Raw genomic sequence first — 25677 nt, forward strand, 5'->3', positions numbered from 1 at the left:
TAGCCGACTAACAATAAACAGGAGGACGGGTCATGGACCTGGGTTTGAAGGACGCGGCCGCACTGGTGACGGGTGGATCGTCGGGGATCGGGCGGGCCACCGCGATCGCGTACGGACGGGAAGGCGCGCGGGTCGCGATCACCTACAACTCCCGGAAGGACGCGGCCGAGGCGGTCGCCGAGGAGATCGAGGCGGCGGGCGGTGCGGCGTACGTCGTACCGATGGATCTGAGCGCGCCGGAGACGATCGCGGCAGCGGTCGCGTCGGTGGTGGAGCACTGGGGCGGTCTGGACGCCGTGGTCGCGAACGCGGTCGACTGGGGACCGCACGACGGGCGCACCGAAAAGATCGAGGACGCCTCGCCGGAGTGGTGGACCGCGATCGTGCGGGCGAACCTCGAAGGGAACATGCACCTCGCACAGCAGGTGGCCCCCGCGCTGCGGCGCTCCGCCCACGGGCGGCTGGTGCTGGTCTCGACCGACCTGGCGGAGCGCGGCATGGGCGGCGGGGCCTGGGCGTACGGCGCGGCGAAGGCGGGACTGCACGGCCTGGCGGCGAGTCTCCAGCACGATCTCGGCGCGGACGGCGTACTGGTCAACGTCGTACTGCCCGGCATCACGCTCGAGAACGGAGCACACCGGATCATCCCGCGGGACGCGCTGGACAGGATCACCGCCGGATTCACCGCCCGGCACCTCCCGGACGTCTCCGAGATCGCCGACGCGATCCTGTTCCTCACCTCACCGCGGACGAGAGCCGTCCAGGGCGAACTCCTGCACGTCACCGGCGGCCACCTGATCCCCGCCTAGGTCCTGTCTGGTGATCCAGCGCCGTCGCGAGGAGGTGCTCGGTGCGGTGCATCGGCGTGCGGGGGCGAAGGTCTCGATGCGGCGCATCGTGGCCTTTGCACCCGTGCGGCGAGGTGCCGTGCCGAGTGCCCCGCAGTAGGCGATGGATTACCAGACAGGACCTAATGCGGCCCCGACGGCGTCGACGCTTGTACGGTGGGTTCAGGGAGTTCCCGTCAAAGGAGCGTCGCGATGGCCCGGGCACTGATCGTGGTTGATGTGCAGAACGACTTCTGCGAGGGCGGGAGCCTGGCCGTCGCCGGTGGCGCCGACGTCGCGTTCCGGATCGGCGAACTGCTGCACAAGTGGCACGAGGCCGAACCACAGGACCGCCGGTACGACTACGTGGTCGCCACCCGCGACCACCACATCGACCCCGGCGACCACTTCTCCCGCGAACCCGACTTCGTGAACTCCTGGCCCCCGCACTGCGTCGCCGGAACCGACGGCGTCGGCTTCCACCCCAACCTCGACCCGCAACCCTTCGACGCGATCTTCGACAAGGGCGAGTACGCCGCCGCCTACTCCGGCTTCGAAGGCAAGTCCCACGAAGGGGGCCACACCCTGGCCGACTGGCTCCGCGCGAAGTCCGTCACCACCGTCGACGTCTGCGGCATAGCCACCGACTACTGCGTCCGCGCCACCGCCCTCGACGCCCGCAACGAAGGCTTCACCACAAGAGTCCTCACCACCCTCACCGCCGGCGTAGCCGAACCCACCACCCAACAGGCCCTAACCGACCTCCGCAACGCCGGCGTCACGCTGACCTAGAGGGTTCTCGGCAGCTCGACAGGACGTATACGCCTACTGCGGGCTGGCGGGCGGAGGGCTGAGCGTGCGGCCTGGTGGTCTTGGGCGACACCTCCTGTCGAGCTGGTTATCTCACCGGGGCTCCCGGGCCGAGGGGGATGTCTAGCGCCCACCAGGCCAGGAACAGGAGGGTCCAGGCGATGGTCATTGCGACGGCAAGGGGGACGGTGTACGACGCCAGGGTGCCGACGCCGGCGTTCTTGCGGTAGCGCTGGAGGAAGCCCAGCGCCCGTCGCCGAGGATCCGGGCCGACTCCGCCGACAGCAGGTCGCCGATGTTGCTCCAGTCGAAGTACGCGAGGAACTGCGCGATCGCGAAGAACAGCACCAGCACCGGCGCTATCTGCTTGATTCCTTCGGCCATCAGGCGAGGTACGCCGGACGCGCGCTCGATCGCGCGGACGGTCACGCCGTACGCGATCCCCACGAGGCCGAACAGGACCGCGACCATCATCTAATCACCCGGTCAAGGCTTCGGCGAGGACCTCGTCCGGTCGCGGTGACCGTTGCACGCCGTACCTTTCTCGGATGAACACGCGGACCTGGGCGGGATCGATCGCCGGCATCGTCTTCCGCGCCCTGGGCATCGGTCTCGGTGTCGCGGTGGCGGTCGGCGTGATCGTGATGATCGTCCAGTCCCGGAGCTGCGTGCCGGAGGAGGACTGCCTGGCCACGGTGGGCGGCATCGCGTACGGCGCCCTCAGCGGCGGGATCACGGTCGCGCTCGCCGTACTGCTGCTGTCGATCCGCCGCGGCGTCGGCGCGATCTTCGGCGCCGGCGCCGCGGTCGGTTCGCTGGCCCTGCTCGCTTCCCCCTGGGGTGCGATCTTCGGCTGGGCCGAGCCACTCGTGCTCCTCGCGGCGATCGTGGTCTCCGTCGCCGGGGTCCTGCAACGCTGCCACCAGCCGGCCGGCGACGGCGGCCGGCGGTGGTCACGCCCTTCGCGGACCTCGATCCTGGTCGCGACAGGCGTCGTACTCCTCGCTCTGCTCCCCCTCTGCCTCGACTAACGCTTGGCCGAGGCGAAGAGGATGACCTGCTTGTCCTTCACCAGGAAGCCGTCCTTGACGAAGTACGTTGGTGGCACCGTCTTCGGGGACGAGGTCGTTCCGCTGGCGGAGACGCGGTACTCCGGGACGGTGTACCCGCGCTGCTGCAGGATCGCCAGCACCTGTGAGACCCGGAGGTTGCGGAACTTCACACCCTGCAAGGCCTCGCCGCGGCCGTCGATCGCGCCGGTGAAGGCGATCTGCTCGCCGGGTCGCGCGGCCCGGGCGATGACGAGGGCCGCCTCACCGGTGTAGCTCTTCGGAATCAGGAACTCCGGGACGCACGGGAAGGTGCCCGCCTGCGCACAGCCCGGCGGGTCGTCGGTCTGCTTGATGTTCGGCGAGTCGGGCCCGAACACGGCCGCGGGACTCAACCCGACCGTCGACGGCGAGCCGGGCATGAGTTCGAGAGTGATGTTCAGGTGGTGCTTCTTGAACTCCTTGTTGTAACGAGCGCTGTCGGCGTACGGGTCGACGATGCGAACCCTCAGGTAATCCCCCTCGGCGTTGAACGACAACGCCGCGCCCAGCGCCTCCTGCCGGGAGTCGCCCGGCAGTTCGACAACGGTGACCGCCGCGGCCGCGACCACCGTGGCCGCGACGAGCGCCGGCACGAGACGACGCCGGACGGCGCTTTTGCGCGTTTTGACCGGGACCGGGGAGTTGCCGATCCGGGTCAGCATCTCGGCGCGGCTCTCCTCGCCGACCCAGGCGGCCGGATCGTCGCCGGCGATCGGATCCAGGGTGCGGAGCAGGTCGATCGTGTTCATGCGCGTTCTCCTCGGGTGCGAGCGGGCTCACGGCCCGGTGTGGTCTGGCTCATCAGGCGCTCGAGCCGTCGGCGAGCGCGGTGCAGCCGGACGGTCGCCGTACTGCGTGAACAACCGAGAACTGCCGCGAGTTGCGCGGTGTCGAGCCCCTCCCACGCGACCAGGGACAGCAGTTCGCGATCGCGGTCGGACAGCTGCCGGAAGACGTCCGCGGCGTGCCGGACCTCGAGACCGGTCTCGGGATCGGCCGGCACCGCGCGGAGGTCGTCACGGAGCTTGTCGGCCAGGCCGTGCCGTCGCGTCTCACCCCGGCGGTGATTGGCGAGGACGCGGCGCGCCACGCCGTACAACCACGGCAGCGGGTGACCGTCGGGTATGTCGTCCAGGCGCCGCCAGGCGATCAGGAAGGTCTCGGCCAGAAGATCCGCCGCGTCGGCCCGCACATCAAGCCGCCGCACGAAGTATCGAAGCACGTCATCGTGATGCTGGACGAACAACCGCTCGAAGCCCGCCAGCCGGGTTCCCGGGGGAGGATCGTCCATCAGATCCCCCTCCCGGGGCCGTGTCTGTGTTCGCGTCATACCCCGTCTCTGTCCGGGATTCCGCGATTCTTACCTCAACTGGTGACCGTGATCGGGGTGCCGTTGGAGGTCAGGGACCAGTCGGTGGTGTGGAACGTGTTCGGGTCGACTGTGCCGGTGGTGGTGACGTAGTCGATCATCAGTTGGCGGATCTCGACCTGGCGGTTGTAGACGACCGGGGCGGTCTTGACGTGGGGGAAGTTGCCGCCGCCGGACTGGCGGTAGTTGTTCACGGCGACGACGAACTGCTGGTCGGCGGCCACCGCCGTGCCGTCGTAGGCGAGGTCTGCGATGCGTGCGCCGACCGGCTTGGCGATGTCGATCGTGTAGGTGAGCGGCTTGGTCAGCCCGCCGAGGATGTCGTAGTTGTAGTCCGGCGTGCCGTTCGGCGCAGTCGAGGTCGGGGCGTTGGTGACCTGGTCGGACGGGAACGGACCGGTCCCGGTGACCTGCTTGAAGTACTGCGCGGAGAACTCCAGATAGTCCTTGATCTGCGCGCCCGTCATCGTCACCCCGAGCAGCGTGTTGTCGAAGACGTACAGCCCGGCCACGTCCCGCACCGAGACGTCACCGGCCGGGATCGCCGCGGCCCGGTTGAACGGCGCCGCGATGGCGAGCATCGGCAGCGACGCCTGCGGCGTACCGGCGAGCGCCTTCGACACCGCGTCGGCTTGGACGAAGTTCACGAAGTCGAGCGCCGCGGTGTCCTCCCACGGCGCGGTGGCCGCGGACATCGCCGCGGTGCAGGTGCCGATCTTCGAGTTCACGTACTCGACGACCTTGTCGTGGTCCTTCTGCAGCAGCGCGACGACCTCCGGGTCGGCGGCGACGGAGTTCGCGTTCAGCACCTGGCTGTGCCGGCCGACGACCTTCCACTGCCCGCGGACCTTCTCCAGGTCGAGGTCGAACAGCGACAGCCGCATCCCCCACTTCAGCGGCTCACTCAGCACCACCTGCGCGCCGGTGGTCTTGTTCGTGACGAGTCGCTCGGGGATCTCCAGGTGCGCGTGCCCGACCAGGACCGCGTCGATCCCCGGGACGCTCTCGGCCATCAGCACCGACGCGTTCTCCGGGTACGGCAGCGCGTCGCCGTACGACGAGGACAGGTCCATCCCGGAGTGCACCGCGGCGATCACGACGTCGGCGCCGGCCTGCCGGACCCGCGGCGCCCAGATCTTGGCCAGCTCGACGATGCCGCCGAACTTCAGCTTGTTCTCGACGTTCGCCTTGTCCCAGATCGCGATGCCGGGGTTGGTCAGCCCGAGGATGCCGACGGTGATCGGCTTCTCCCCCGGCATGTGTACCCGCTTGAGCGTGTACGGCGGGAACACCGGCAGGCCCGTGGTCCAGTCCTGGGCGTTCGCACCGAGCAGCGGGAACCGCAGCTGCCGCTGGAACTTGCGGAGGATGTCGAGCCCGTAGTTGAACTCGTGGTTGCCGAGCGCCGCGGCGTCGTACCCGATCCGGTTCATCGCCGCGGCCATCGGGTGGGTGTGGCCGCCGGTGATGGGCTCGATCTTCGCGAAGTAGTAGGCCAGCGGGGTGCCCTGGATCGTGTCCCCGGCGTCGAGCAGCAGCGGGCGCGGGGCGTGCCGGTCCGCGGCGATCCGGTCCCGGACCGCGCTGACCAGCGTGGAGATCTTGGCCAGGCCGATGTCGTTGTGCGCGCTGTCGTCGTACTCGGTGTTCTTGAAGTAGTCCCAGTTGAAGACGTTGCCGTGCAGGTCGGTGGTGCCCATCACGGTCAGCCGGACGGTCTTCCCGGACCCCTGCCCCGAGGTGTCGCCGGCGTACGCCGGGACCGCCTGGAAACCGGCCGCGGCCAGCGCTGCCGCGCCGCCGATCACCGTACGTCGTGTCATCGTGGTCCGCTCACCGCTGTCAGTCATCCGCCCCGCCTCACAGGTCCGCTCGCCGGGATCTCCGGCCCGACAGCACACGATACGGGCGACAACCCCCACCCGGTGCGAGGATGGCCCGGTGCGCGCGAGAACATACCGCCCATGACCGCCCTCATGCCACGCCTCCGGCGCGGCGGGTCACAGGGCTCGAACTCCCGCCCTTCCCTCGTCGCTCCGGTCGCTTCGCTCCCTCCGCTCCTCAGTCCAGGGCGGGAGGCCCTGTGACCAGGCCGCCCGGCAAACTGCTGCCGTTGGTCGCCGCTCTCCTCTGCGGTGCCGTCCTCGCCCAAGCCGCCACACCCTCCGACCACTCCGTCACGTCCGCTGCCGCGCCCGTCACCCGGACGCCGAGCCACGGACTCCAGCCCGGCACCTCCAAGCGAGGCGAGCCGTCGTCGACCAAGCAGGCCGCGCAGCCCTCCCAGCCGGTCGTCAAACCCGCGGTTGCCAAGCCGCCGGCCGACGACTGGAACCTCGCGGCGCACGGGAAGGTGCTCTACCTGACCTTCGACGACGGCCCGCAGCGCGAGTGGACGCCGAAGGTCCTGCAGGTGCTGCGCAAGCACAAGGCGCAGGCGACGTTCTTCGTGCTCGGCATCCAGGTCGCGCAGTACCCGGAGCTGCTCGCGGCCGAGCGCGCCGCGGGGCACCACGTGGGCAACCACACGTGGGACCACAAGACGCTGACCCTGCTGCCGGACGCGAAGGTGCGGCAGGAGATCGCCACTGGCGTGAAGTCCAAGTGCCTGCGCCCGCCGACCGGCGCGACGAACGCGAGGATCGCGGCCATCGCGGCGGCGTACCGGCAGCGGCAGGTGCTCTGGGACGTCGACACGAAGGATTGGGAGAAGCCCGGCGCCGCACACATCGAGCACGCGATCCTGGCCGGCGCCCGTCCCGGCGCGATCATCTTGATGCACGACGGCGGCGGCAACCGCTCCCAGACCGTCGCCGCACTCGACCGGGCGCTGACCAAACTCACCAAGCTCGGCTACACGTACCGCGCGCTGCCCTGCTAGCCCACGACGGCGGCATTGCCGTTGGAGAAGTAGCGGAGGGCCTGGTCGATCGCCTCGACGGGCTGGTCGAGTGACGGTACGCCGTACAGGCCGCCGTTCTTGACGAACTTGCTGGGCTGCAGCGTGGCCCGCGCGACCGGTTGGTCGAGGCCGCTGACTCCGGGGCTCGTGGCTGTCACGCCGCGCTGCAGGACGACCCGCAGGACAGGCTGACCGGCCCGGCGCTCGCGCCGGAAGCCGATCACCGCAGGCCACGGCAGTACGACGGGAGCGGGCGCGCCCTCGACGCCGAGCTCCAGCGCGGCCGGCGTCATACGCATCGCGTACGGCGGGAGGTCTGCCCCGGCGTACCAGCGTTGCGCCCGGAAGGACTGGATGACGCTGACGAGCGGCAGCAGCAGGGACGCGATCATCAGCAGGCCGATGTACCAGGCGTCGCCGAGCAGGATCATCAGCCACACCGAGAGCACCAGGCCGATCGTGGTCATGACCCCGACGACCGCGCCGCCGATCAGCCGGACCCGGCGCACGACGGCGCGGCGGCGCAGCACCTCGTCGCGCCGCAGGCCGACCACGAAGCTCTCGTTCATCCCTCGAGCTTCGCAGGCGGGCAGGTCAGCGCTGGATGCCCGCGGCGCCGTTGGAGAAGTGTCTGAGGGCCTCGTCGATGACGTGCACCGGCTGGTCGAGGGCCTTGACCAGGAACATGCCGGTCGGGCGGAGCAGCGGGTTCGGCTTGACGACGCTCCGGACCGACGGCTGGTCCAGGCCGCGGACGCCGGCGGTCGTCGCGCTCACGCCGCGGGCCAGGGCCAAGTCCAGCGTGTACTGGCCGAGCAGCTTGTGCTGCGTGAAGCCGCGGACGGTCGCCCACGGCAGCACGACCGGGTACGCCGCTCCGTCGCAGGCCAGCTCGAGTCCCTTGGCGGAGATCCGCATCGCCACCGGCGGCAACTCGTTCGTGGCGTACCACTTGGTCCGCTCGGCCTGCACGCGGTACACCAGCACGGTACTGAGCACCAGCGGGATCATTGCCAGGATCAACAACAGCGCGAACGGCCACATCCCGGACCCGCGGAACGCGACCAGCGCGTAGAGCGCGGCGACGATGCCGATCACGCCCAGCACGAGCGTCACCCACCCGCCCCGCCGCTCGACGGTCCGCACCACCTCACGCCGCCGCAGCACGGCCTCGCGGTCGACACCGACCACGAACGGCCGTCCGGGATCGTGCGGTGGCTCCTGCACCAGCACCTCCGGACTGTCCTCTGTGACCTGCGAAACCGCGTCCCCGTCCTCACTCACAGGGGACAGAATCCCACACTGGGTGTGTCTCCCGCTCTCCTGCCGTCGCGAGCAGGTGCTCGGCGGAGTGCCTCGGTGAGCTGGAGCGGAGGGGTCGATGTGGTTTCATCGTTCCCTTCGCTCCAGCTCGGCGAGGTGCCCGCCGAGTGCCGCGCAGTAGGCAGGAGAGGGGGAGACACACCCAACTCAGTCCTTGCGGCGACCCGCCCAGGTCCAGGCGTAGACGCCGTCGTCGACGGCCTGGCCGCCCTCGCCCAGTTCCAGCGGCCGGAAGGTGTCGACCATGACCGCGAGTTCCTCGAAACGCTCGGCGCCGAGCGACGCCTCGATCGCCGACGGCTGCGGGCCGTGCGCGTACCCGCCGGGGTGCAGCGAGATCGACCCGAGCCCGATCCCGGAGCCCTTCCGCGCCTCGTAGTCGCCGCCGCAGTAGAACATCACCTCGTCGGAGTCGACGTTCGAGTGGTAGTACGGCACCGGCACCGACAGCGGGTGGTAGTCGACCTTCCGCGGCACGAAGTTGCAGACCACGAAGTTGTACCCCTCGAACACCTGGTGCACCGGCGGCGGCTGGTGCACGCGCCCGGTGATCGGCTCGAAGTCGCTGACGTTGAACGTGTACGGGTACAGGCAGCCGTCCCAGCCGACCACGTCGAACGGGTGTGTCGCATACGTCATCCGCGACCCGACGATCCCGCCGGGCCCGTTCCCGCGGTGCTTCACCAGCACCTCGACGTCGGTGCCCTCCACCACGAGCGGCTCGGCAGCCGGGTGCAGGTCACGCTCGCAGTACGGCGAGTGCTCGAGGAACTGGCCGTACCGGGACAGGTAGCGCTTCGGCGGCGCGATGTGCGAGTTGGCCTCGATGCAGTACGCGTGCACGCCCTCCGGCCCGGGCAGCCAGCGGTGCGTGGTCGCGCGCGGGATGATCACGTAGTCGCCCTGGACCGCGTTCAGGACGCCGAACACGGTCTCCACGGTCGCCGAGCCCTTCTCGACGTACACGCACTCGTCGCCGATCGCGTTGCGGTAGTACGGCGACGGCTGCTCCGCGACGACGTACGAGATCCGGACGTCACCGTTGCCGAGCACGAGCCGCCGGTCCTCCACGGCGTTCGACTTCGACGTGTCCGTGAACAGGTCGTGCAGCTTCAGGTGGCGCGGCGTCAGCGGATGGTTCGCGACGGTGGCGAGGTCCGGCAGGTCCCACACCTGTGAGTCGACGATCGCCGACGGCACGCCGGCGTGGTACAGCAGCGACGAGTCCGACGAGAACCCCTCCTCCCCCATCAACTCCTCGTAGTACAGCCCGCCGTCCGGCTTCCGGAACTGCGTGTGCCGCTTGGGTGGAACCTCGCCGACCTGCCGGTAGTACGCCATCTCATCCTGCCTATCCGATAATCGAACGCTTGCGTCCGCTTACCGAAAGCATCCGTTAGGCTCTGGAGCATGTCAACCGTCCCTGCCCTGTTCCGGCACCTGGTCGACGACGCGTCGATGTTCCCGCCGGGCAACCTGCCGCTGGTCGAGGCCGTCGCTACGCACCAGGCACACCGCGCAGCGCCGTACGCCGACCTGGTCGGCCCGTTCGTCTGCACCGACCAGGACCTGATGAAGGTCGCCGAGGCGGCTGCGCGCGCGAAGCCCGGCGCGGTCTCCGGCCCGTTGCGGGTGTCGGTGGTGATCTCCGGGGGCGCCGGCGGAATCGAGCCGGCCGTACGGTGGGGTGATCGCTCCAAGGACGTCGAGGTGACCGCGGTCGAGGTGCGGTTGCGGGACGAGGACGACCTGTCCCGCAACGCGCTCCGCGTGGTCCGCGCGTGCGACGACTGTCTCGACGAGGAGACGGCGTACGTCGAGATCGGCCTGGAGGGCGCCTGGGAACGCGCCCTGGACGTCGTCGCCGACGCCGGCTACGCCGCCAAGCTCCGCACCGGCGGCCTGGACGCGTCGCTGTTCCCGTCGGAGGACCAGGTCGCCGCGTTCATCACCGCCTGCCTCGACCGCGAAGTGGCCTTCAAGTGCACCGCCGGGCTCCACAACGCGGTCCGCCATACCGCGGCGGACTCGGGTTTCGAGCACCACGGCTTCCTGAACGTGCTGCTGGCGACCCGCGCCTCGCTGGACGGGGCGTCCACCGACGAGGTGGCCGCCGTCCTGGCTGAGCGACAGGGTGCCGGGCTGGCGGTGCGCGCACGCGAGCTCTCCGACGAGCAGGCGGCAAGCACCCGCCGGTGGTTCACGTCGTTCGGCTCGTGCAGCATCGAGGAGCCACGCACCGACCTGACGACCTTGCGCCTGATGGAGGACTGAATGAGCTGGATCGAGATCCCGGACGGTTCGCCGTTCGGGCCCGACAACCTGCCGCTCGGCGTGTTCCGGCACGGGGACGAGGAGCCGCGGGTCGGCGCCGCGATCGGCGATCAGATCATCGACCTCGCGCCGGTCGCGTCCGCGCAGATGCTGGACGGCGCGCAACTGTTCGCCGAGCCGACGCTGAACCCGTTCCTCGCGCTCGGCCGCCCGGCCTGGCGGGCCACCCGGAACTGGCTGCTCGACCTGGTCCGGAACCCGAACGACCGGGACGTCGTCGAGCCGCACCTGATCCCGCAGGCCGCGGTCACCATGCAGCTGCCGTTCGAGGTCGGCGACTACGTCGACTTCTACGCCTCCGAGCAGCACGCGTCGAATCTCGGCCGGCTGTTCCGCCCGGACTCCGAGCCGCTGCTGCCGAACTGGAAGCACCTCCCGGTCGGGTACCACGGCCGCGCCGGCACGATCGTTGTCAGCGGCACCGACATCGTCCGGCCGTCCGGTCAGCGCAAGGCGCCGGACGCCGCGACGCCGACCTTCGGGCCGTCCCAGCGGCTCGACATCGAGGTCGAGCTCGGCTACGTCGTCGGGACGCCGTCGACGCTCGGAAAGCCTGTGTCCGTTGACGATTTCGAGGAGCATGTGTACGGCGTGGTCGTCGTCAACGACTGGTCCGCGCGCGACCTCCAGGCCTGGGAGTACGTCCCGCTCGGCCCCTTCCTCGGCAAGTCCTTCGCCACGTCGATCTCACCCTGGGTCGTCTCCCTCGACGCCCTCGCCGGCTCCGCCGTCCCCCTCCGGCCGCAGGATCCGCCCGTCCTTCCGTATCTGGCCGGCCAGAGCCTGACGAATTTCGACATCACCTTCGAGGTGAGGCTGAACGGCCACCTCGTGAGCACCCCGCCGTACCGCGACATCTACTGGTCCGCCGCGCAGATGCTCGCCCACATGACCGTCAACGGCGCCACCGTCCGCACCGGTGACCTCTATGCCTCCGGCACCGTCAGCGGCGCCGAGAAGAACCAGCGCGGCTCCTTCATCGAGCTGAGCTGGGGCGGTCGCGAGCCGCTGATCGTCGACGGCAAGGAACACACCTTCCTGGAAGACGGCGACGAGGTCACCATCACCGCCTGGGCGACGACAGCAAGCGGATCCCGCCTCGGCCTCGGCGAGGTCACCGGCCGCATCACCCCCGCCCACACCCCACCAGCCTGACCCTCCGCGCGCCTCCTCACACCACTCCCGGCGACGTCTTTGGGCCCTCACCGACCATCCGCGAGCGGCCGAAACGGTTGGCGCGGGCCCAAAGTGGAGCCTTCGAGCGCAAAAGTGGGGTCAAGATGTTCATTAGTGTTCGTTTCTCTTGACGAAGTTGCGGTTGCGTGCGAACTTTCTCGACATGAAACGTTCAGTGGGGTGTGGAGTACTGGCTGTAGCGCTGGCCGCGGGTGTGCTGAGCGTGCCCTCCGGGGCGCACGCCGCCGGTGAGCTGACGCTGCGGTCCGCGGAATTGACGGTCACCGTCGGGTCGGACTTCCCGCGGGTGATCAAGTACGTCGACAACGCCTCCGGGCAGTCCCTCGGCGGACAACCGGACGCGCTCTCGACGGTCACGATCGACGGCACGGCCCGCACCGCGCATCTCGCGGCGGCGCCGACGGTCGACGGCGGGCGCGCGTCGTACACGCTGGCCTTCGACGCCCTGCCCGGTGTCGAGCTGGACGCCAGCCTGAGCCTGGCCGGCCGGGTGACGACGTTCGCGATCGACGCGGTGCGCGACACCGACGCGAGCCGCGTGCACACGATCGACATCCCCGACCACGACCTGGTCTCGGTGGCGAGCACGGACACCGGCGCGACCACCGCGTTCACCACGCTGGACCCGGACTCGACGCGCACGGCCGACAAGATCACGCCGGTCACCGCGGCCACTCCGGGCGAGGCGGCCGCGACCGGCGCGACGTACGCGTTCGTCAACACCAGCGGCCTGGCGGCGGGCATCGAGTCGAACTCGACGTACGACAAGCCGTCCGGGCAGTCGGTCGACGACGGCGCCCGGTTCTGGCACCGCGCCCGCAAGGCCTCTGACGGCAGCACCCGCGTCGGCGTCTGGAGCGGCCAGTGGACGTACCGCGCCGACACCTCGCCGTACACCGAACCGCTGCCTTGGGCGAAGGTCGTCGTCACCCCCGACGCGAACCAGGACCAGACCGTGGACTGGGAGGACGGCGCGGTCGCGTTCCGCTCGATCATGACCGAGCCGAACGGCGGCGACCAGGTGAAGAACCGGGTGGTCACGCACATCCCGTTCAACTTCGCCAGCCAGGCCACGCACCCGTTCCTGCGCACGCTCGACGACGTCAAGCGGATCTCGCTGGCCACCGACGGCCTCGGCCAGCTGGCGATCCTGAAGGGGTACGGCGCCGAGGGCCACGACTCCGCTCATCCGGACTACGGCGGCAACTACAACACCCGCGCCGGCGGCCTCACCGACCTGAACACGCTGCTCACGCAGGGCAAGTCCTGGAACGCGGCGTTCGGCGTCCACGTGAACGCGACCGAGTCCTACCCCGAGGCGAACGCGTTCAGCGAGGAGCTGGTCGACAAGAACGCCAAGGGCTGGAACTGGCTGAACCAGAGCTACTACATCAAGCAGCGCCCGGATCTTGCCTCCGGCAACATCGTGAAGCGGTTCCAGCAGCTCCGCGACGAGACCGACAAGAACCTGCAGGAGCTGTACATCGACGTCTACTACCAGTCCGGCTGGCTCGCCGACGGTCTGACCCGGCAGCTCGCCGGTCAGGGCTGGCAGGTCGCGACCGAGTGGGCCGACCGGCACGAGCGGACGTCGCTGTGGTCGCACTGGGCCAACGACCTGGACTACGGCGGCCCGACCAACAAGGGCCTGAACTCGAAGATCATCCGGTTCGTCCGCAACCACGAGAAGGACGTCTGGAACAGCGACCCGATCCTCGGCCAGTCCGCGATCGTGGAGTTCGAGGGCTGGACCGGTGAGACCGACTGGAACGCGTTCTACACCAACATCTGGCAGCGCAACCTACCCGCGAAGTTCCTGCAGCAGCAGAAGATCCTGGACTGGAACAGCACCGACATCACCTTCAGCGGCGGCATCCGCGGTGCAGTGGAGAACGGCAAGCGGACCGTGTACGCCGGGAACGCGAAGGTGCTCGACGGCGACAAGTACCTGCTGCCGTGGGACAACAACAAGAAGCTGTACCACTACAACCCGGCCGGCGGCCGCACCACCTGGCAACTGCCGGCGGCATTCGCCGGCGTCAGCACCTTCACCGCCTACCAACTGTCGGACACCGGCCGCACCAAGCCGACCACCATCCGCGCCCAGCACGGGACCGTCACGCTCGACGCGATCCCGGGCAAGCCGTACGTGATCTACCCGGTGGCCGCGCCGAGCCCGAAGAACCCTGCCTGGGGTGAAAGCAGCCACGTCCAGGACCCCGGTTTCAACGCCGGCACCCTGGACGCCTGGAACCCCACCGGCGGCACGAAGATCGCTACCCTCGAGAACGGCCAGCACGTGGCCCAGCTCGGCACGAAGGCGTCCTCGATCCGCCAGCGCCTGACCGGCCTGACCCGTGGTCGCACCTACAGCGCGTCCGCCTGGGTGGAGGTCGAGCCGGGGAAGTCACGGACGACGACACTCACCGTGGACGGCGTGCGCAACGAGGTCAGCCGGTCGACCGCGCAGAACATGGTTGCCTCCGACGACAAGCATGACGCGTACTACCAGCGGGCGCGAGTCGTCTTCGAAGCAAAGGGAAGCACCGCCGACCTGACCCTCTCCGCGGCCGCCGGCTCGCCGCAGGTGCGCGTGGATGACGTGCGGGTCGTGGAGACCCAGCGTGCCGCAGCAGGGCTGGTTGACGACTTCGAGAACGTCGATCAGGGCTGGGGCCCGTTCGTGAAGGGTGATGCCGGCGGCGTCACGGATCCGCGGACGGTACTGGCGCCGAAGCACGCGCCGTACACCCAGGCGGGCTGGAACGGGAAGCTCGTCGACGACGTGCTCGACGGCAATTGGTCGCTCAAGTCGCACGAGGAGAACCAGGGCCTCGTCTATCGGACCGCGCCATGGACGGTGAACTTCCAGCCGGGCCACAAGTACAAGGTCAGCTTCGACTACGAGAGCGGCCGCGCCGGCCAGTACGCGTGGGTCCAGGGTGTCGACCGGCCCGCGTCCGTCGAGGTGAAGTCCACCCCGATCGGCCAGCAGCGGACCAAGGCGACGTACGGCCAGGAGTTCGTGGCCGGGTGCGGCGGGGACTACTGGGTCGGTCTGCGCAAGCTCACCGACGGCGGCGACCAGGCCGACTTCGTCATCGACAACTTCGCGGTCACCGATCTCGGGACCACGTCGGAGCCGGCGGACTGCACCTCGGTCGCGGTGTCCGGGCTGACCGGTCTCGTGTCCGGCGAGGCGAACACAGTGACCACCACGTTCACCAACAACGACGTGGTTGCCGCGAGCAACATCACGCTCGGCCTCACCGCGCCCGACGGCTGGACCGTCACCGCGACCACGCCGGCGACGTACGCGACCGTTGCCGCGGGCACCAGCGTCACGACAACCTGGGACGTGACTCCCCCGGCCGGTACGCCGGAAGGCAAGTACCCGCTGACCGCGACCGGTGGTCAGGCGACGATCAGCGCCGAGGCCACCGTGCTGCCGCCGGGAATCGTTCCGCAGTCGCGGATCAAGGTGGTCGACGTGAGCAGCGAGGACGTCGCCACGGGCGGAGCCGCCACGATGGCGCTGGACGGAAACCCCAGCACCATCTGGCATTCCGCCTGGTCGCAGGTCAGTACGCCGGCCGGGTACCCGCACCACATGACGCTCGACCTCGGATCGACGTACCAGGTGAACGGATTCAGCTACCTGCCCCGGCAGAGCGGCACGAACGGGATGTTCAAGGGGTACGAGATCTACGTCAGCGCCGACGGCCAGGACTGGGGTACGCCGGTCCTGACCGGCCAGTTCCCGAACTCCACCGCCGTACAGAAGCTGGACTTCACGGCCAAGTCAGGCCGGTACGTGAAGTTCGTCGGCACGAGCTCACTCAACGGCGCAGTCTTCGGCTCCGCCGCAGAGTTCAACGTCTACGGCGTTCACTGACGCGGGTCAGGGAACAACCGCCGGGGTCTGGAGACAGGAAATAGCTTGTCTCCAGACCCCGTGAGTTGTCCTCACCCCGTGACGCGGGCTACTTGGTGATGGTCACCGAGACCGGCGCGGACGCGGTGTTCGCCGCGACGACGCGGAACTTGTTCACGCCGACTCGGCCGCTCTGCACCCAGACCGAGTAGGTCGCCCGGCTGGTGACCTTGGTGGTGGCCGGGAAGTTGACCCACTTGCCGTTCTCCAGTCGCTGCACCTGGACCACGGTGTTCTTCGCGATGCCGGAGGTCTTGCCGGTGAAGGAGACCTTCGTCCAGGCCTTCGCAGTGGCCTTGTCGGACTTGATCGTGATCGACTTCGCTGCGATCGAGGCGCTGGTGCCGGTGGTGGCGGCGTCGGCCTGCAGGGCGCCGACGATGCCGAGGCCTCCGGCGGCCAGTGCGGCACCGGCGACGACGGCGGCGGTACGGCGGACAAGCTGAGTGCGCATGATGTCTGGTTTCCCCTCGTTTTGTTGGTGTTACAGAGGAACAGACGCGGGCCCGCCGGCAAAGGTTTGTTACGGCTCCGTCTCAGGTCCGGCCGGAAGAACGAGCCGGGCGAGCGCACCGCCGCCGGGCGCTTCGCCGAAGGTCAGCTCGGCGCCGAGCACCTTGGCGTGGCCGGCGGCAATGGTCAGGCCGAGGCCGTGCCCCACACCGCGCTCGGCCACCCCGGACCGGAACCGGCGCGGGCCCTCGGCAATCAACTCCTCGGGGTATCCGTTGCCGTGGTCAACGACCTCGACGGTCCGGCCGCTGACCGTGACCTCGACCGGCGGCTTGCCGTGCCGCAGCCCGTTGACGATCAGGTTGGCCAGGATCCGCTCGATCCGCCGGGAGTCGGTCGACACCGTCTCGTCCGGCCCGACCTGGCACACGACCACGCTGTCCGGGGCGAGCGCCTGCTGCATCCGCAACCGGCCGACCGCCGAGCCGACGAACGCACCGAGGCCGACCAACTCCAGGTCGGCCTGCTCCACCCCTGAGTCGAACCGCGCGATCTCGAGCAGATCCTCGACCAGCCGCCGCAGTACCTTGGCCCGGTCGCGCACCAGCTCACTCGGACGGCCCGGCGGAAGCAGCTCGGCCGCGGTGGTCAGGCCGGTCACCGGCGTCCGCAGGTCGTGGGCGACGTCCGCTGTGAAGCGGCGCTCCGCCTCGAGCTGACCGCGCAGCGAGCTGGCCATCGTGTCGAGGGCGGTCGCCAGCGACTGCACCTCGTCCTTGCCCTTGCCGACGGCTTCCGCCGCGGACGCGTCCAGGTCGCCGGCCGCGATCCGCCGCGCCGTCCCCGCGACCGCGACGATCCGCTTCGACAGGCTGCCGGCCAGGATCACGCTGACCAGCGCGACCAGTGTCACGGTGCCGATCCCGCCGAGGATCAAGGCCTGCTGCAACGCCTTCGTCGAGTCGTCGGTGCTCTCGTAGTCCTGCTCGATCGAGAGCACCTTGCCGTCCTTGACCGCGACCGCCGCCCACATCTTCGCGTGCGGCGACCCGGTCTTGAACGTGGCGCGCTTGCCTTCGAGCACGGCCTCGCGCAGCTGCGGCGGCAGGTCCGGATCGTCGACCTTCGCCCCGAACACCGGTACGTCGTTGGTGTCGTAGCTCTGCGCCGCGAGCTGGATCCGCTCGTCGGCGAAGCTGCGCGTGCGGTCCAACCGGGCCGACTGAGCCTGGGTGTAGACCGCGACGCACAGGACCAGGATCGCGAGCGACGAGACCAGCAGGAAGATGAGACCGAGCTTGCCGCGGAGGCCCATCAGGCTCTGAGTTTGTACCCGAAGCCGCGGACGGTTTCGATGCGGTCGGCACCGATCTTGGTCCGCAGCCGCTGCAGGTGGACATCGACCAGCCGGCCGTCGCCACCCCACTCGTAGTCCCAGACCCGCTGCAGCAGCGTCGACCGGCTCAGCACCACACCCGGGTTGTTCGCGAACTCGATCAGCAGCTTGAGCTCGGTCGGCGTCAGCTGGACGGTCTGACCGCCACGCCGCACCTCCAGCGCCTCGCGGTCCAGCTCCAGGTCGCCGAACGACTCCACGCCGGAGCCGGCCGCGGGCGCCGGGCGCTCCGGGTCGGAGACCGCGCGCCGCATCACCGCCCGCAGCCGTGCCACCAGGACCTGGGTGTCGAACGGTTTGGTCACGTAGTCGTCCGCGCCCGCTTCCAGGCCGAGTACGACGTCGAGCGCGTCACCGCGGGCCGAGACCATCACGATCGGGACCGTGCTGGTCTCGCGGATCCGTCGGCACACCGAGATCCCGTCCAGCCCGGGCAGCATGATGTCCAGCATCACGACGTCCGGGTGGATCTTCTCGAATCGCTCGATCGCCTCCAGGCCGTCCTCGGCCGTGGTCACGTCGTAGCCGTGACGCTCGAGGGTCAGTTGGGTCGCCTCACGAATCACCGCGTCGTCCTCGACCATGAGGATCTGCGCTGCCGGTTCTTCCGGTACCACGAACTTCAGTCTCCCTACTGATCCGTCGAGCTCACCTTGATCATCTGCCGGCCGTTCCAACGGTAGACCTCGACCCGCCGGCCCGACGGGCAGCAGACCGGGTCGTCGATCGTCCAGATCTTCGACTCGACCACCAGGTCACCTTGCGGGCTGGCGTTCACGGTCGGTTGCTCGACGTCCAGGATCCAGACCGGTCGCGGGCCCGAGGGCTCGACGGCGATCAGGAAGATACCGAAGACGAACTTCTCCAGGGTATGGATGAGGATTATCTGTTGGGGTGTACCGCTGTGCAATACATCAACGGTCTTACCCCTGCTGAGGCAACGCGAAATCACGGTGCAATTCGAGAGCACCGACCGCGGGTACCTGCCGAGCCGCGGGTCGGCGAGCAGCGCGGCCCGGACTTTGTACAGGTCAACGGCCACTTCCGGGGTCCGCCCGGGGTGCGGGGAGGTGCTGCCGGTACCGAACGCGACCGTCGGCGTCGGGGTGTCCGGCGGGGGCGACTCAGGCCCTTCGACCCGCAGACCGCCGCCGTTCGCACACGCGGACAGTGCTGCCGTCGCGACCACGGCGGCGACGGCGGGCAGCACGGTACGGCGCCACAGACCCATCGGGCGCCTCCTACCCTGCATCCGGTCCCCCCGCGAATTCGTACACGTCCTCACTTCCATGGTCCTGGCCCGACGTCACAGTCGACGGGCATGGACGTCGAGTGGCCCCGGCAGTTCTATTGCGGTTGCGTCACAGTGTCATCCGGCGACGACTTTCCCCGGATTGAGCAGGTTCTTCGGGTCCAGCGCGTTCTTGATCGCGCGGTGGACGTCGAGCGCCACCGGACCGATCTCTTCGGCCAGCCAGGTCCGCTTCAGGACGCCGACGCCGTGCTCACCGGTGATCGTGCCGCCGAGCTCCAGCCCGATCTCCATCACCCGGTCGAACGCGACCTGGGCGCGCTCGGCCTGGGCCGGATCGGTCTGGTCGAAGACGACCGTCGGATGCATGTTGCCGTCGCCGGCGTGCCCGAGGACGCCGATCGTGATGTCCAGCTCCGCGGACAGCTGCTCGATCCGGCCGATGAACTCGGCCAGCCGCGAGCGCGGGACGGCGACGTCGTCGATCATCGTCGTCCCGAGTTCCTCCAGGGCGGTCAGCGCCGCCCGGCGGCCCTCGAGCAGCAGCTCGCCCTCGGCGTCGTCCTCGGCCTCGATGCACTCCAGCGCGCCGTGGTCGCGGCACAGCTTCGCGACCGCGGCGACGTCGGCCGCGCCGGCCTCGCCGCCCGCGTCGGACTGCGCGATCAGCATCGCGGCCGCCTCGTCGGGCAGGTCCATCCGCTTGTACTTGTTGACGGCGCGGATCGTCGTCCGGTCCATGATCTCCAGCAGGCTGAGCGAGACGCCGCTGCGGATGATCTCCAGGATCGCGTTGCCGGCCTCGACGCCGGAGCCGAACAGCGCGGCCATCGTCTTCGGCTTGGCCGCGGCCGGGCGGAGCATCAGGGTCGCCTCGGTGATGATGCCGAGGGTGCCCTCGCTGCCGACGATCAGCTTCGCCAGGTCGTACCCGGCGACGCCCTTCACGGTTTTCCGGCCGGTCCGCAGCACGCGGCCGTCGGCGAGCACGACCTCCAGGCCGAGCACGTAGTCCGTGGTCACGCCGTACTTGACGCAGCACAGGCCGCCCGAGTTCGTGGACAGGTTGCCGCCGATCGAGCAGAACTCCCAGCTGGACGGGTCCGGCGGGTAGAACAGCCCGTGCTCGCCGACCGCGCGGGACAGGACCGCGTTGTAGACGCCCGGCTGCGTGACGACGTACCGGTCGACCGGCTCGATGGCCAGGATCCGGTCCATCTTCTCCAGCGAGATCACGATGCAGCCGTCGAGCGCGTTGGCGGCGCCGGACAGGCCGGACCGCGCGCCCTGCGGCACGATCGGCACGTCGTTCTCGTTCGCGATCCGCACCGCCGCCTGGACGTGCGCGGTCTCACGGGCCAGCACGACGGCGAGCGGCATCCCGGCCGGGCAGAACATCGCTCGGTCGTACCGGTAGCTCTCGATCCGGTCCGGATCCGTCACCAGCGCCTCGGGCGGCAGTACCTCACGCAGCTGCTCGACAACCTCACTCATACTGCGAGCCTAGTTACTACTGCGCGGTACCGTGCACCCCAGTCTCAGCGCGTGCGTTTGGTGATGTTCTCCGAGATCTCCTCGTAGCCGCCGCCGTAGTTGTGGTACTCCCGGCCGATCGCGGCAAACGTGATGCTGCCGCTGGTCGCCTTCACCTTGGGCGTGCGGCAGGTGCGCTGCCCCTGGATGACCGAGCCGTTGCCGCCGCTGCTGTCACAGCTGAGCACCCGCCCGTTGTTGCCGCCGCCGTACTGCACCAGGAAGGCGTTGGCCTTCGCGTTGGCGACCAGCGGCGACGCCATGGTGATCTCGGCCCAGTACTGATAGCAGCTGTCGCGGACGAGCCGGACCGTGCCCCAGCTGGGCGGCTGATGGTTACGCAGCATCGGCGCCGATGCGATGGACCTCGCGCCCGAGCAGCTGGCGGCCGTGGCCGCCTCGGCCGGGAGGGCGGACAACGCGAGAGCGCCCGCGCCGGCCAGGCCGGCGGTGCTGAGCAGAATGCTCAGTGTCTTCATGACGAAACCCTTCCTGAATGCACGCCCCGACGCGCACTCAGGAAGGCACACTACGCGAACGGAGCCTGCCCGGACAGTCATTCCGGTAATCGGACGGCGACACGCCGTGTCCAGTTGCTTTTGGCAAGCTTTTGATCGTCAAACCTGCCTCAGAGGTTGCCGCGGCGCTCCTGTTCGCGCTCGATCGCCTCGAACAGCGCCTTGAAGTTGCCCTTGCCGAAGCCCAGCGAGCCGTGCCGCTCGATCAGCTCGTAGAAGACCGTCGGGCGGTCGCCGATCGGCGCCGTGAAGATCTGCAGCAGGTAGCCGTCCTCGTCGCGGTCGACCAGGATGCCGCGCGACTGCAGCTCCTCGATCGGCACCCGCACCTCGCCGATCCGGGCCCGCAGCTCCGGGTCCTCGTAGTAGGAGTCCGGCGTGTTCAGGAACTCGACGCCGTTGGCCCGCATGATGTCCACGGTGCGCAGGATGTCGTTGGTCGCGAGCGCGATGTGCTGCGCGCCGGCGCCGTCGTAGAACTCCAGGAACTCGTCGATCTGCGACTTCTTCTTCGCCACCGCCGGCTCGTTCAGCGGGAACTTCACCCGGTGGTTGCCGTTGGCGACCACCTTGCTCATCAGCGCCGAGTAGTCGGTGGCGATGTCGTCGCCGATGAACTCCGCCATGTTCACGAAGCCCATCACCTTGTTGTAGAAGGCAACCCACTCGTCCATCTTGCCGAGCTCGACGTTGCCGACCACGTGGTCGACGGCCTGGAACAGCCGCTTCGGGTGCCCCTCGGGCCGGGTCACCCGGGTGCTCGCCGCGACGAAGCCCGGCAGGTACGGGCCGTGGTACCGGCTGCGGTCGATCAGCGTGTGGCGGGTGTCGCCGTACGCCGCGATCGCCGCGCGGCGGATCGTGCCGTGCTCGTCGGAGACGTCGTTCGGCTCCTCGAGCACGACGGCGCCGACCTTGCGGGCGTGCGCGATGCACTTGTCGACGTCCGGCACCTCCAGCGCGAGGTCGGCGACGCCGTCACCGTGCTTGCGGTGGTGGTCGAGCAGCGGGCTCTTCGGGCTCACGCCGCCGGAGATCACGAAACGGGCCGAGCCGGACTTGAGCACAAACGCCTTGCTGTCCTTGGAGCCGGTCTCGGGGCCGGAGTAGGCGACCAGGTCCATGCCGAACGCGAGCTGGTACCACTTCGCGGTCTGCGTGGCGTTGCCGACCACGAACACCACGGCATCCATCGCGGTGACCGGGAACGGGTCGGTGCTCTCGTCGTACGGCACCAGGCCGACGAGCTGCTTCAGCTGGTCGAGGTCGAGATCGGCGTCGAGCTCTGCGGGGGTGAGGTCGGTGCTGGTCATCGGCTGCTCCTCCGGATTCGGATCGGTACGCCGAGCCTTGTTCCTGGGAGGCAGGTTGCGCAACAGTTCCTTGTTTCACCAGGCAGTCTGCACACTGATCTGCCGGGATTGCTAGGCTATTTGGTCAGTCTGACTATCTGCGGAGGGTTGCTATGGCGGTGGATGCGCTGGACGCCCGGATCCTCAGGTTGTTCGCCGCCGAGCCGCGCGTCGGCGTACTGGAGGCGTCGCGCCGGCTGGGAGTCGCGCGCGGCACCGTCCAGGCGCGTCTCGACCGGCTGCAGCGCGACGGCGTGGTCCGCGGCTGGGGCCCTGACATCGACACCAGCGCGATCGGTTACCCGGTGACGGCGTTCGCGACCCTGCAGATCGAGCAAGGCTCAGGTCACACCACGGTCGCCGAGGCGCTGGCCCGCATCCCGGAGGTCCTCGAGGTCCACACCATCACCGGCGCCGAGGATCTCTGGTGCCGCATCGTCGCCCGCTCGAACGCCGACCTCCAACGCGTCATCGACCAGGTGGTCATCGTCCGCGGCATCCAGCGAGCCTCGACGGTGATCGCTCTGGCCGAACAGATCCCGCACCGGGTACTTCCCCTGGTCGAGGCGGCGACCCGAACCTCCACCACTCACTAACCGGCCCGGAACGGCGTACCCGTCCGGTCGCCAGGCGGGGCGTCGTCCGCAGAAGTGAGCTTGGTGAGTGCCGGGGGTCCGGCTTCAGGCGAGGCGTTTGGCGACTTCTACTGCGGCTCGGGCTACTCGGGGGCCGACGAAGTCGCGGTCGAGTTTGCCCAGGACGACTACGCCGATGGAAGCCTCGACACCGGGGACGCCGAGGACGGGTGACGACACGCCTTGGGCGCCGGCCTGGAGTTCGCCGGAGGTGACGACGAAGGGGCGACCGGCGGGGTCGGGCTTGCGGCGGCCGGCCAGGATCGCCTTGCCGGCGGCGCCCTGGTCGAGCGCGTGCCGGGAGCCCATCCGGTAGGACACGTGATAGTCGGTCCAGCTCGGCTCGACGACCGCGATCGCGAGCGCCTCCTCACCGTCGGCGACCGTGAGGTGCGCGGTGGCGCCGGTGTCCTCGGCCAGCGAGCGCAGAACCGGCAGCGCGGCGTCCCGCAGCGTCGGCTGCACCCGCCGGCTGTAGTGCAGGACGGCGAGTCCGAGCCGGGCCCGGCCCTCGCTGTCGCGGCGCACCAGCCGGTGCAACTCGAGCGTGTTCACCAGCCGGTACACGACCGTCCGGCTGACCCGCAGCGCCGCGGCGAGCTCGGTGATCGAGAGCCCGTCGGGGGCGTCCGCGAGCAACTCGAGGACGGTGAGTCCCCGGTCGAGCGTCTGCGAGGTCTCGGCTGGCACCTTGTTAGCGTATCCGTTATTCGGTCGCGGCCCGATGGGCCCGTATCTTGCTGCCGTGCGAAATTACTGGTCGCTGCTCCCCGCCGTCGTCGTGATCGTGGGCCTGATCCTGGTCTATGCCGTTCCGACGATCATCAATCCGCAGTGGACGAGCTCGATCACGGCGCTGTTCCGCACCGCCCCGCTGCCGGACGACGCGACCCCGGAGGAGGCCCGCCGCGCGGCCGGCATCCTCGGCCCGCAGCAGCTGAAGTCACGCCGGATGCTGGCGATCGCGATGGTCGTCGGCGCCGTGGCACTGATCGGTTTCAACATCTCACTGAACCGCGAGGCGGTCGGTTGCTACAAAGCCGCGCGGGCGTTCGGGGCGATCGACGGCCCGGACGACAAGGATCCGTGCATCGACAAGATCTACGGCACCTTCATCGGTGACGGGAGCGGCACCCCGGACGAGGAGAACCCGCAGCCGGCGCAGTACTACCAGCTGATCAAGGGGAAGAAGCCGAAGTACCTGAAGTGGATCCAGAACGCGCCGAAGTACGACGAGGCGGACCTGGTGATCGGCACCGTCGGCAAGTGCGCGTCGGACCTCAAGGTCGAGCAACTCGAGGACAAGATCCGGGTGACGATCGACGTCGACGTGCCCTGCCCGGAGGACAGCAACATGTCGATGACGCCGATCAAGCTGAAGGAGCCGCTCGGCGACCGCAAGCTCGTCACCGTCGACGACGAGCCGATGACCGAGATCAACCCGGACCTGGACTCCTGGTTCACGGTGCTGAAGAAGCTCGCGACCGGCGGCTGATCCTCAACTCAGCGCCCGGGTCCGCGAGTCGTAGACCCGGAACGGCCGGTTCCGCGCCAGCAGGATCAGGAGTCCGGTGATACACACCGCGGCACCGCCGAGCAACGCGACGGTCGGGCTGGTCAGCGACGCCGTCGTCCCCGCGACGAAGTCCCCCAGCCGCGGGCCGCCGGCCACGACCACGATGAACACCCCCTGCAACCGCCCGCGCATCGCGTCCGGCGCCGCGGACTGCAGCACCGTGTTCCGGTACGCCGAGCTGACCATGTCGGCCGCCCCGGACATCGCGAGCAGCGCGACGCCCAGCCAGACCGTCCGCGACAGCCCGAACAGCCCGACGGCGGCGGCGTACACCGTGATCGCCAGCACGATCGCGACACCCTGACGGCGTACCCGGGTCACCCACCCGGAGAAGATCACGCCGATCAGCGCCCCGATCGCCGGCGCGGCCTGCAGCAGTCCGACGGTCCGGACGCCGCCGCCGAAGAACGCACCCGCCACGGCCGGGAACAGCGCCCGCGGCTGCGCGAACACCATCGCGAGGATGTCGGCGAGGAAGGTGGCCAGCAACGCCGGCGCCGCGCGCAGGAACGTGAACCCTTCGAGCACCGAGCGCAGCCCGGCCCGCCGTACGGCGCCGGTCGGCGGCACCGGCGGTAGCCGGAACAGCGCGTACAGCGCCGCGGTGAACGTGATCACGTCGACCAGGTACGCCGCCGCGAACCCCTGCCAGGCGATCACCGCCGCGCCGAGCAACGGCCCGGCGGTGAAGCCCAGGTTGAACGCGGCCTGGCTGAGCGTATTCGCGGCCGGCAGCAGTTCGGGACGAATCAGCCGCGGGATGATCGCGGACCGCGCCGGGTTGTTGACCGCGAAGCAGGCCGACTGGCAGGCCACGACGGCGTACAGCACCCCGACCTGCTCCCAGTCCAGGTGCGACTGCAGGACCAGGACCATCGAGAGCAGCCACAACCCGGTGGACGAGACCAGCGCGAGCGTACGGCGGTCGATCGCGTCGGCCATCGCGCCGCCGTACAGCCCGAAGACGATCAACGGGACCAGTGAGAACAGCCCGACGAGCCCGACCGCGAACGTCGAGTGCGTCAGCGCGTACACCTGGATCGAGACGGTCACCGCCGTCATCTGCTGACCGAGCTGCGAAACCGTCGACCCGATCCACAGCCTGCGGAAGTCGGCGGACTCACGCAGCGGACGGATGTCGGTGAGCAGACGCACGCTGACAACTTATGTCACAC

The 25677-nt window shown here is 69.3% G+C and carries 26 protein-coding genes; 9 read left to right on the plus strand and 17 right to left on the minus strand.

Annotated features, from left to right (window positions below):
• Positions 1–32 precede the first annotated feature (32 nt).
• Both ACWEOO_RS03915 and ACWEOO_RS03920 read left to right on the plus strand, forming a co-directional pair.
• Positions 33–809 carry an SDR family NAD(P)-dependent oxidoreductase gene (locus tag ACWEOO_RS03915; protein WP_452141665.1) on the plus strand — a complete coding sequence of 259 codons (777 nt, stop codon included), beginning with the start codon at positions 33–35 and terminating at the stop codon, positions 807–809.
• Between the two features lie 231 nt (positions 810–1040).
• Positions 1041–1619, plus strand: a complete 579-nt coding sequence (locus tag ACWEOO_RS03920; protein WP_452141666.1) for a nicotinamidase — start codon at positions 1041–1043, stop codon at positions 1617–1619.
• 106 nt (positions 1620–1725) lie between these two features.
• Here ACWEOO_RS03920 and ACWEOO_RS03925 read toward each other — a convergent pair whose 3' ends face one another.
• Together ACWEOO_RS03925 and ACWEOO_RS03930 are read right to left on the minus strand one after the other, a co-directional pair.
• On the minus strand, positions 1726–1839 hold the full coding sequence (locus ACWEOO_RS03925) for an AbgT family transporter (RefSeq protein ID WP_452141710.1): 114 nt from the start codon (positions 1837–1839) through the stop codon (positions 1726–1728).
• Positions 1803–2111, minus strand: coding sequence for an AbgT family transporter (locus tag ACWEOO_RS03930; RefSeq protein WP_452141667.1), 309 nt, complete (start codon positions 2109–2111; stop codon positions 1803–1805). The genes ACWEOO_RS03925 and ACWEOO_RS03930 overlap by 37 nt, the downstream gene beginning before the upstream one ends.
• Positions 2112–2185: 74 nt before the next feature.
• Here ACWEOO_RS03930 and ACWEOO_RS03935 point away from each other — a divergent pair, with 74 nt between their 5' ends.
• Positions 2186–2668, plus strand: a complete 483-nt coding sequence (locus tag ACWEOO_RS03935; RefSeq protein WP_452141668.1) for a hypothetical protein — start codon at positions 2186–2188, stop codon at positions 2666–2668.
• Here the strand turns inward: ACWEOO_RS03935 and ACWEOO_RS03940 are convergent.
• The 3 genes from ACWEOO_RS03940 to ACWEOO_RS03950 form a co-directional block, all read right to left on the minus strand.
• Entirely contained in the window at positions 2665–3477 is an 813-nt protein-coding gene (locus ACWEOO_RS03940; RefSeq protein WP_452141669.1) for a hypothetical protein, read from the minus strand. The genes ACWEOO_RS03935 and ACWEOO_RS03940 overlap by 4 nt on opposite strands.
• Positions 3474–4019: an RNA polymerase sigma factor gene (locus ACWEOO_RS03945; protein WP_452141670.1), complete on the minus strand. Its 546-nt coding sequence runs from the start codon at positions 4017–4019 to the stop codon at positions 3474–3476. The genes ACWEOO_RS03940 and ACWEOO_RS03945 overlap by 4 nt, the downstream gene beginning before the upstream one ends.
• Positions 4020–4093: 74 nt before the next feature.
• On the minus strand, positions 4094–5947 hold the full coding sequence (locus ACWEOO_RS03950; RefSeq protein WP_452141671.1) for a bifunctional metallophosphatase/5'-nucleotidase: 1854 nt from the start codon (positions 5945–5947) through the stop codon (positions 4094–4096).
• 233 nt (positions 5948–6180) lie between these two features.
• On the opposite strand from ACWEOO_RS03950, the gene ACWEOO_RS03955 reads away from it, so the two are divergent.
• The gene (locus ACWEOO_RS03955; RefSeq protein ID WP_452141672.1) at positions 6181–6978 is read left to right on the plus strand and encodes a polysaccharide deacetylase family protein; all 798 of its coding nucleotides are present in this window, start codon (positions 6181–6183) and stop codon (positions 6976–6978) included.
• Here the strand turns inward: ACWEOO_RS03955 and ACWEOO_RS03960 are convergent.
• From ACWEOO_RS03960 to ACWEOO_RS03970, 3 genes are all read right to left on the minus strand, one after another.
• Entirely contained in the window at positions 6975–7568 is a 594-nt protein-coding gene (locus ACWEOO_RS03960) for a hypothetical protein (protein ID WP_452141673.1), read from the minus strand. The genes ACWEOO_RS03955 and ACWEOO_RS03960 overlap by 4 nt on opposite strands.
• Before the next feature lie 25 nt (positions 7569–7593).
• A complete protein-coding gene (locus tag ACWEOO_RS03965; RefSeq protein WP_359936504.1) occupies positions 7594–8283 on the minus strand; it encodes a hypothetical protein in 690 nt (229 codons plus the stop codon).
• A gap of 186 nt (positions 8284–8469) precedes the next feature.
• Complete coding sequence (locus tag ACWEOO_RS03970; RefSeq protein ID WP_452141674.1) at positions 8470–9663, minus strand: homogentisate 1,2-dioxygenase domain-containing protein; 1194 nt, start codon at positions 9661–9663, stop codon at positions 8470–8472.
• Positions 9664–9732: 69 nt separating this feature from the next.
• Between ACWEOO_RS03970 and ACWEOO_RS03975 the strand changes: the two genes are divergently transcribed.
• The 3 genes from ACWEOO_RS03975 (at position 9733) to ACWEOO_RS03985 (ending at position 15748) form a co-directional block, all read left to right on the plus strand.
• Entirely contained in the window at positions 9733–10596 is an 864-nt protein-coding gene (locus ACWEOO_RS03975; RefSeq protein ID WP_452141675.1) for a hypothetical protein, read from the plus strand.
• The gene (fahA, locus tag ACWEOO_RS03980) at positions 10597–11811 is read left to right on the plus strand and encodes a fumarylacetoacetase (RefSeq protein WP_452141676.1); all 1215 of its coding nucleotides are present in this window, start codon (positions 10597–10599) and stop codon (positions 11809–11811) included.
• A 184-nt stretch (positions 11812–11995) separates the two neighbouring features.
• Complete coding sequence (locus ACWEOO_RS03985) at positions 11996–15748, plus strand: endo-alpha-N-acetylgalactosaminidase family protein (protein ID WP_452141677.1); 3753 nt, start codon at positions 11996–11998, stop codon at positions 15746–15748.
• An 88-nt stretch (positions 15749–15836) separates the two neighbouring features.
• Here the strand turns inward: ACWEOO_RS03985 and ACWEOO_RS03990 are convergent, their stop codons facing one another.
• The 7 genes from ACWEOO_RS03990 to hppD form a co-directional block, all read right to left on the minus strand.
• On the minus strand, positions 15837–16241 hold the full coding sequence (locus tag ACWEOO_RS03990) for a hypothetical protein (RefSeq protein WP_452141678.1): 405 nt from the start codon (positions 16239–16241) through the stop codon (positions 15837–15839).
• 69 nt (positions 16242–16310) lie between these two features.
• Entirely contained in the window at positions 16311–17555 is a 1245-nt protein-coding gene (locus ACWEOO_RS03995; RefSeq protein WP_452141679.1) for a HAMP domain-containing sensor histidine kinase, read from the minus strand.
• The gene (cseB, locus tag ACWEOO_RS04000) at positions 17555–18253 is read right to left on the minus strand and encodes a two-component system response regulator CseB (RefSeq protein ID WP_355697154.1); all 699 of its coding nucleotides are present in this window, start codon (positions 18251–18253) and stop codon (positions 17555–17557) included. Before cseB ends, ACWEOO_RS03995 begins: the two co-directional genes overlap by 1 nt.
• Before the next feature lie 14 nt (positions 18254–18267).
• The gene (locus ACWEOO_RS04005; RefSeq protein WP_452141680.1) at positions 18268–18867 is read right to left on the minus strand and encodes a hypothetical protein; all 600 of its coding nucleotides are present in this window, start codon (positions 18865–18867) and stop codon (positions 18268–18270) included.
• A 138-nt stretch (positions 18868–19005) separates the two neighbouring features.
• Positions 19006–20382, minus strand: a complete 1377-nt coding sequence (locus ACWEOO_RS04010) for an FAD-binding oxidoreductase (protein WP_452141681.1) — start codon at positions 20380–20382, stop codon at positions 19006–19008.
• A 44-nt stretch (positions 20383–20426) separates the two neighbouring features.
• Complete coding sequence (locus ACWEOO_RS04015) at positions 20427–20900, minus strand: hypothetical protein (RefSeq protein WP_452141682.1); 474 nt, start codon at positions 20898–20900, stop codon at positions 20427–20429.
• Positions 20901–21049: 149 nt separating this feature from the next.
• A complete protein-coding gene (gene hppD, locus ACWEOO_RS04020) occupies positions 21050–22252 on the minus strand; it encodes a 4-hydroxyphenylpyruvate dioxygenase (protein ID WP_363711427.1) in 1203 nt (400 codons plus the stop codon).
• Between the two features lie 152 nt (positions 22253–22404).
• Between hppD and ACWEOO_RS04025 the strand changes: the two genes are divergently transcribed.
• Positions 22405–22887: an Lrp/AsnC family transcriptional regulator gene (locus tag ACWEOO_RS04025; RefSeq protein ID WP_355697145.1), complete on the plus strand. Its 483-nt coding sequence runs from the start codon at positions 22405–22407 to the stop codon at positions 22885–22887.
• An 84-nt stretch (positions 22888–22971) separates the two neighbouring features.
• Here ACWEOO_RS04025 and ACWEOO_RS04030 read toward each other — a convergent pair whose 3' ends face one another.
• On the minus strand, positions 22972–23616 hold the full coding sequence (locus ACWEOO_RS04030) for an IclR family transcriptional regulator (protein WP_355472859.1): 645 nt from the start codon (positions 23614–23616) through the stop codon (positions 22972–22974).
• A gap of 55 nt (positions 23617–23671) precedes the next feature.
• Between ACWEOO_RS04030 and ACWEOO_RS04035 the strand changes: the two genes are divergently transcribed.
• The gene (locus ACWEOO_RS04035; protein ID WP_452141683.1) at positions 23672–24421 is read left to right on the plus strand and encodes a hypothetical protein; all 750 of its coding nucleotides are present in this window, start codon (positions 23672–23674) and stop codon (positions 24419–24421) included.
• A 3-nt stretch (positions 24422–24424) separates the two neighbouring features.
• Here ACWEOO_RS04035 and ACWEOO_RS04040 read toward each other — a convergent pair whose 3' ends face one another.
• Complete coding sequence (locus tag ACWEOO_RS04040; RefSeq protein WP_452141684.1) at positions 24425–25657, minus strand: MFS transporter; 1233 nt, start codon at positions 25655–25657, stop codon at positions 24425–24427.
• Positions 25658–25677 lie beyond the last annotated feature (20 nt).

It is taken from the genome of Kribbella sp. NPDC004138, from assembly GCF_053603655.1.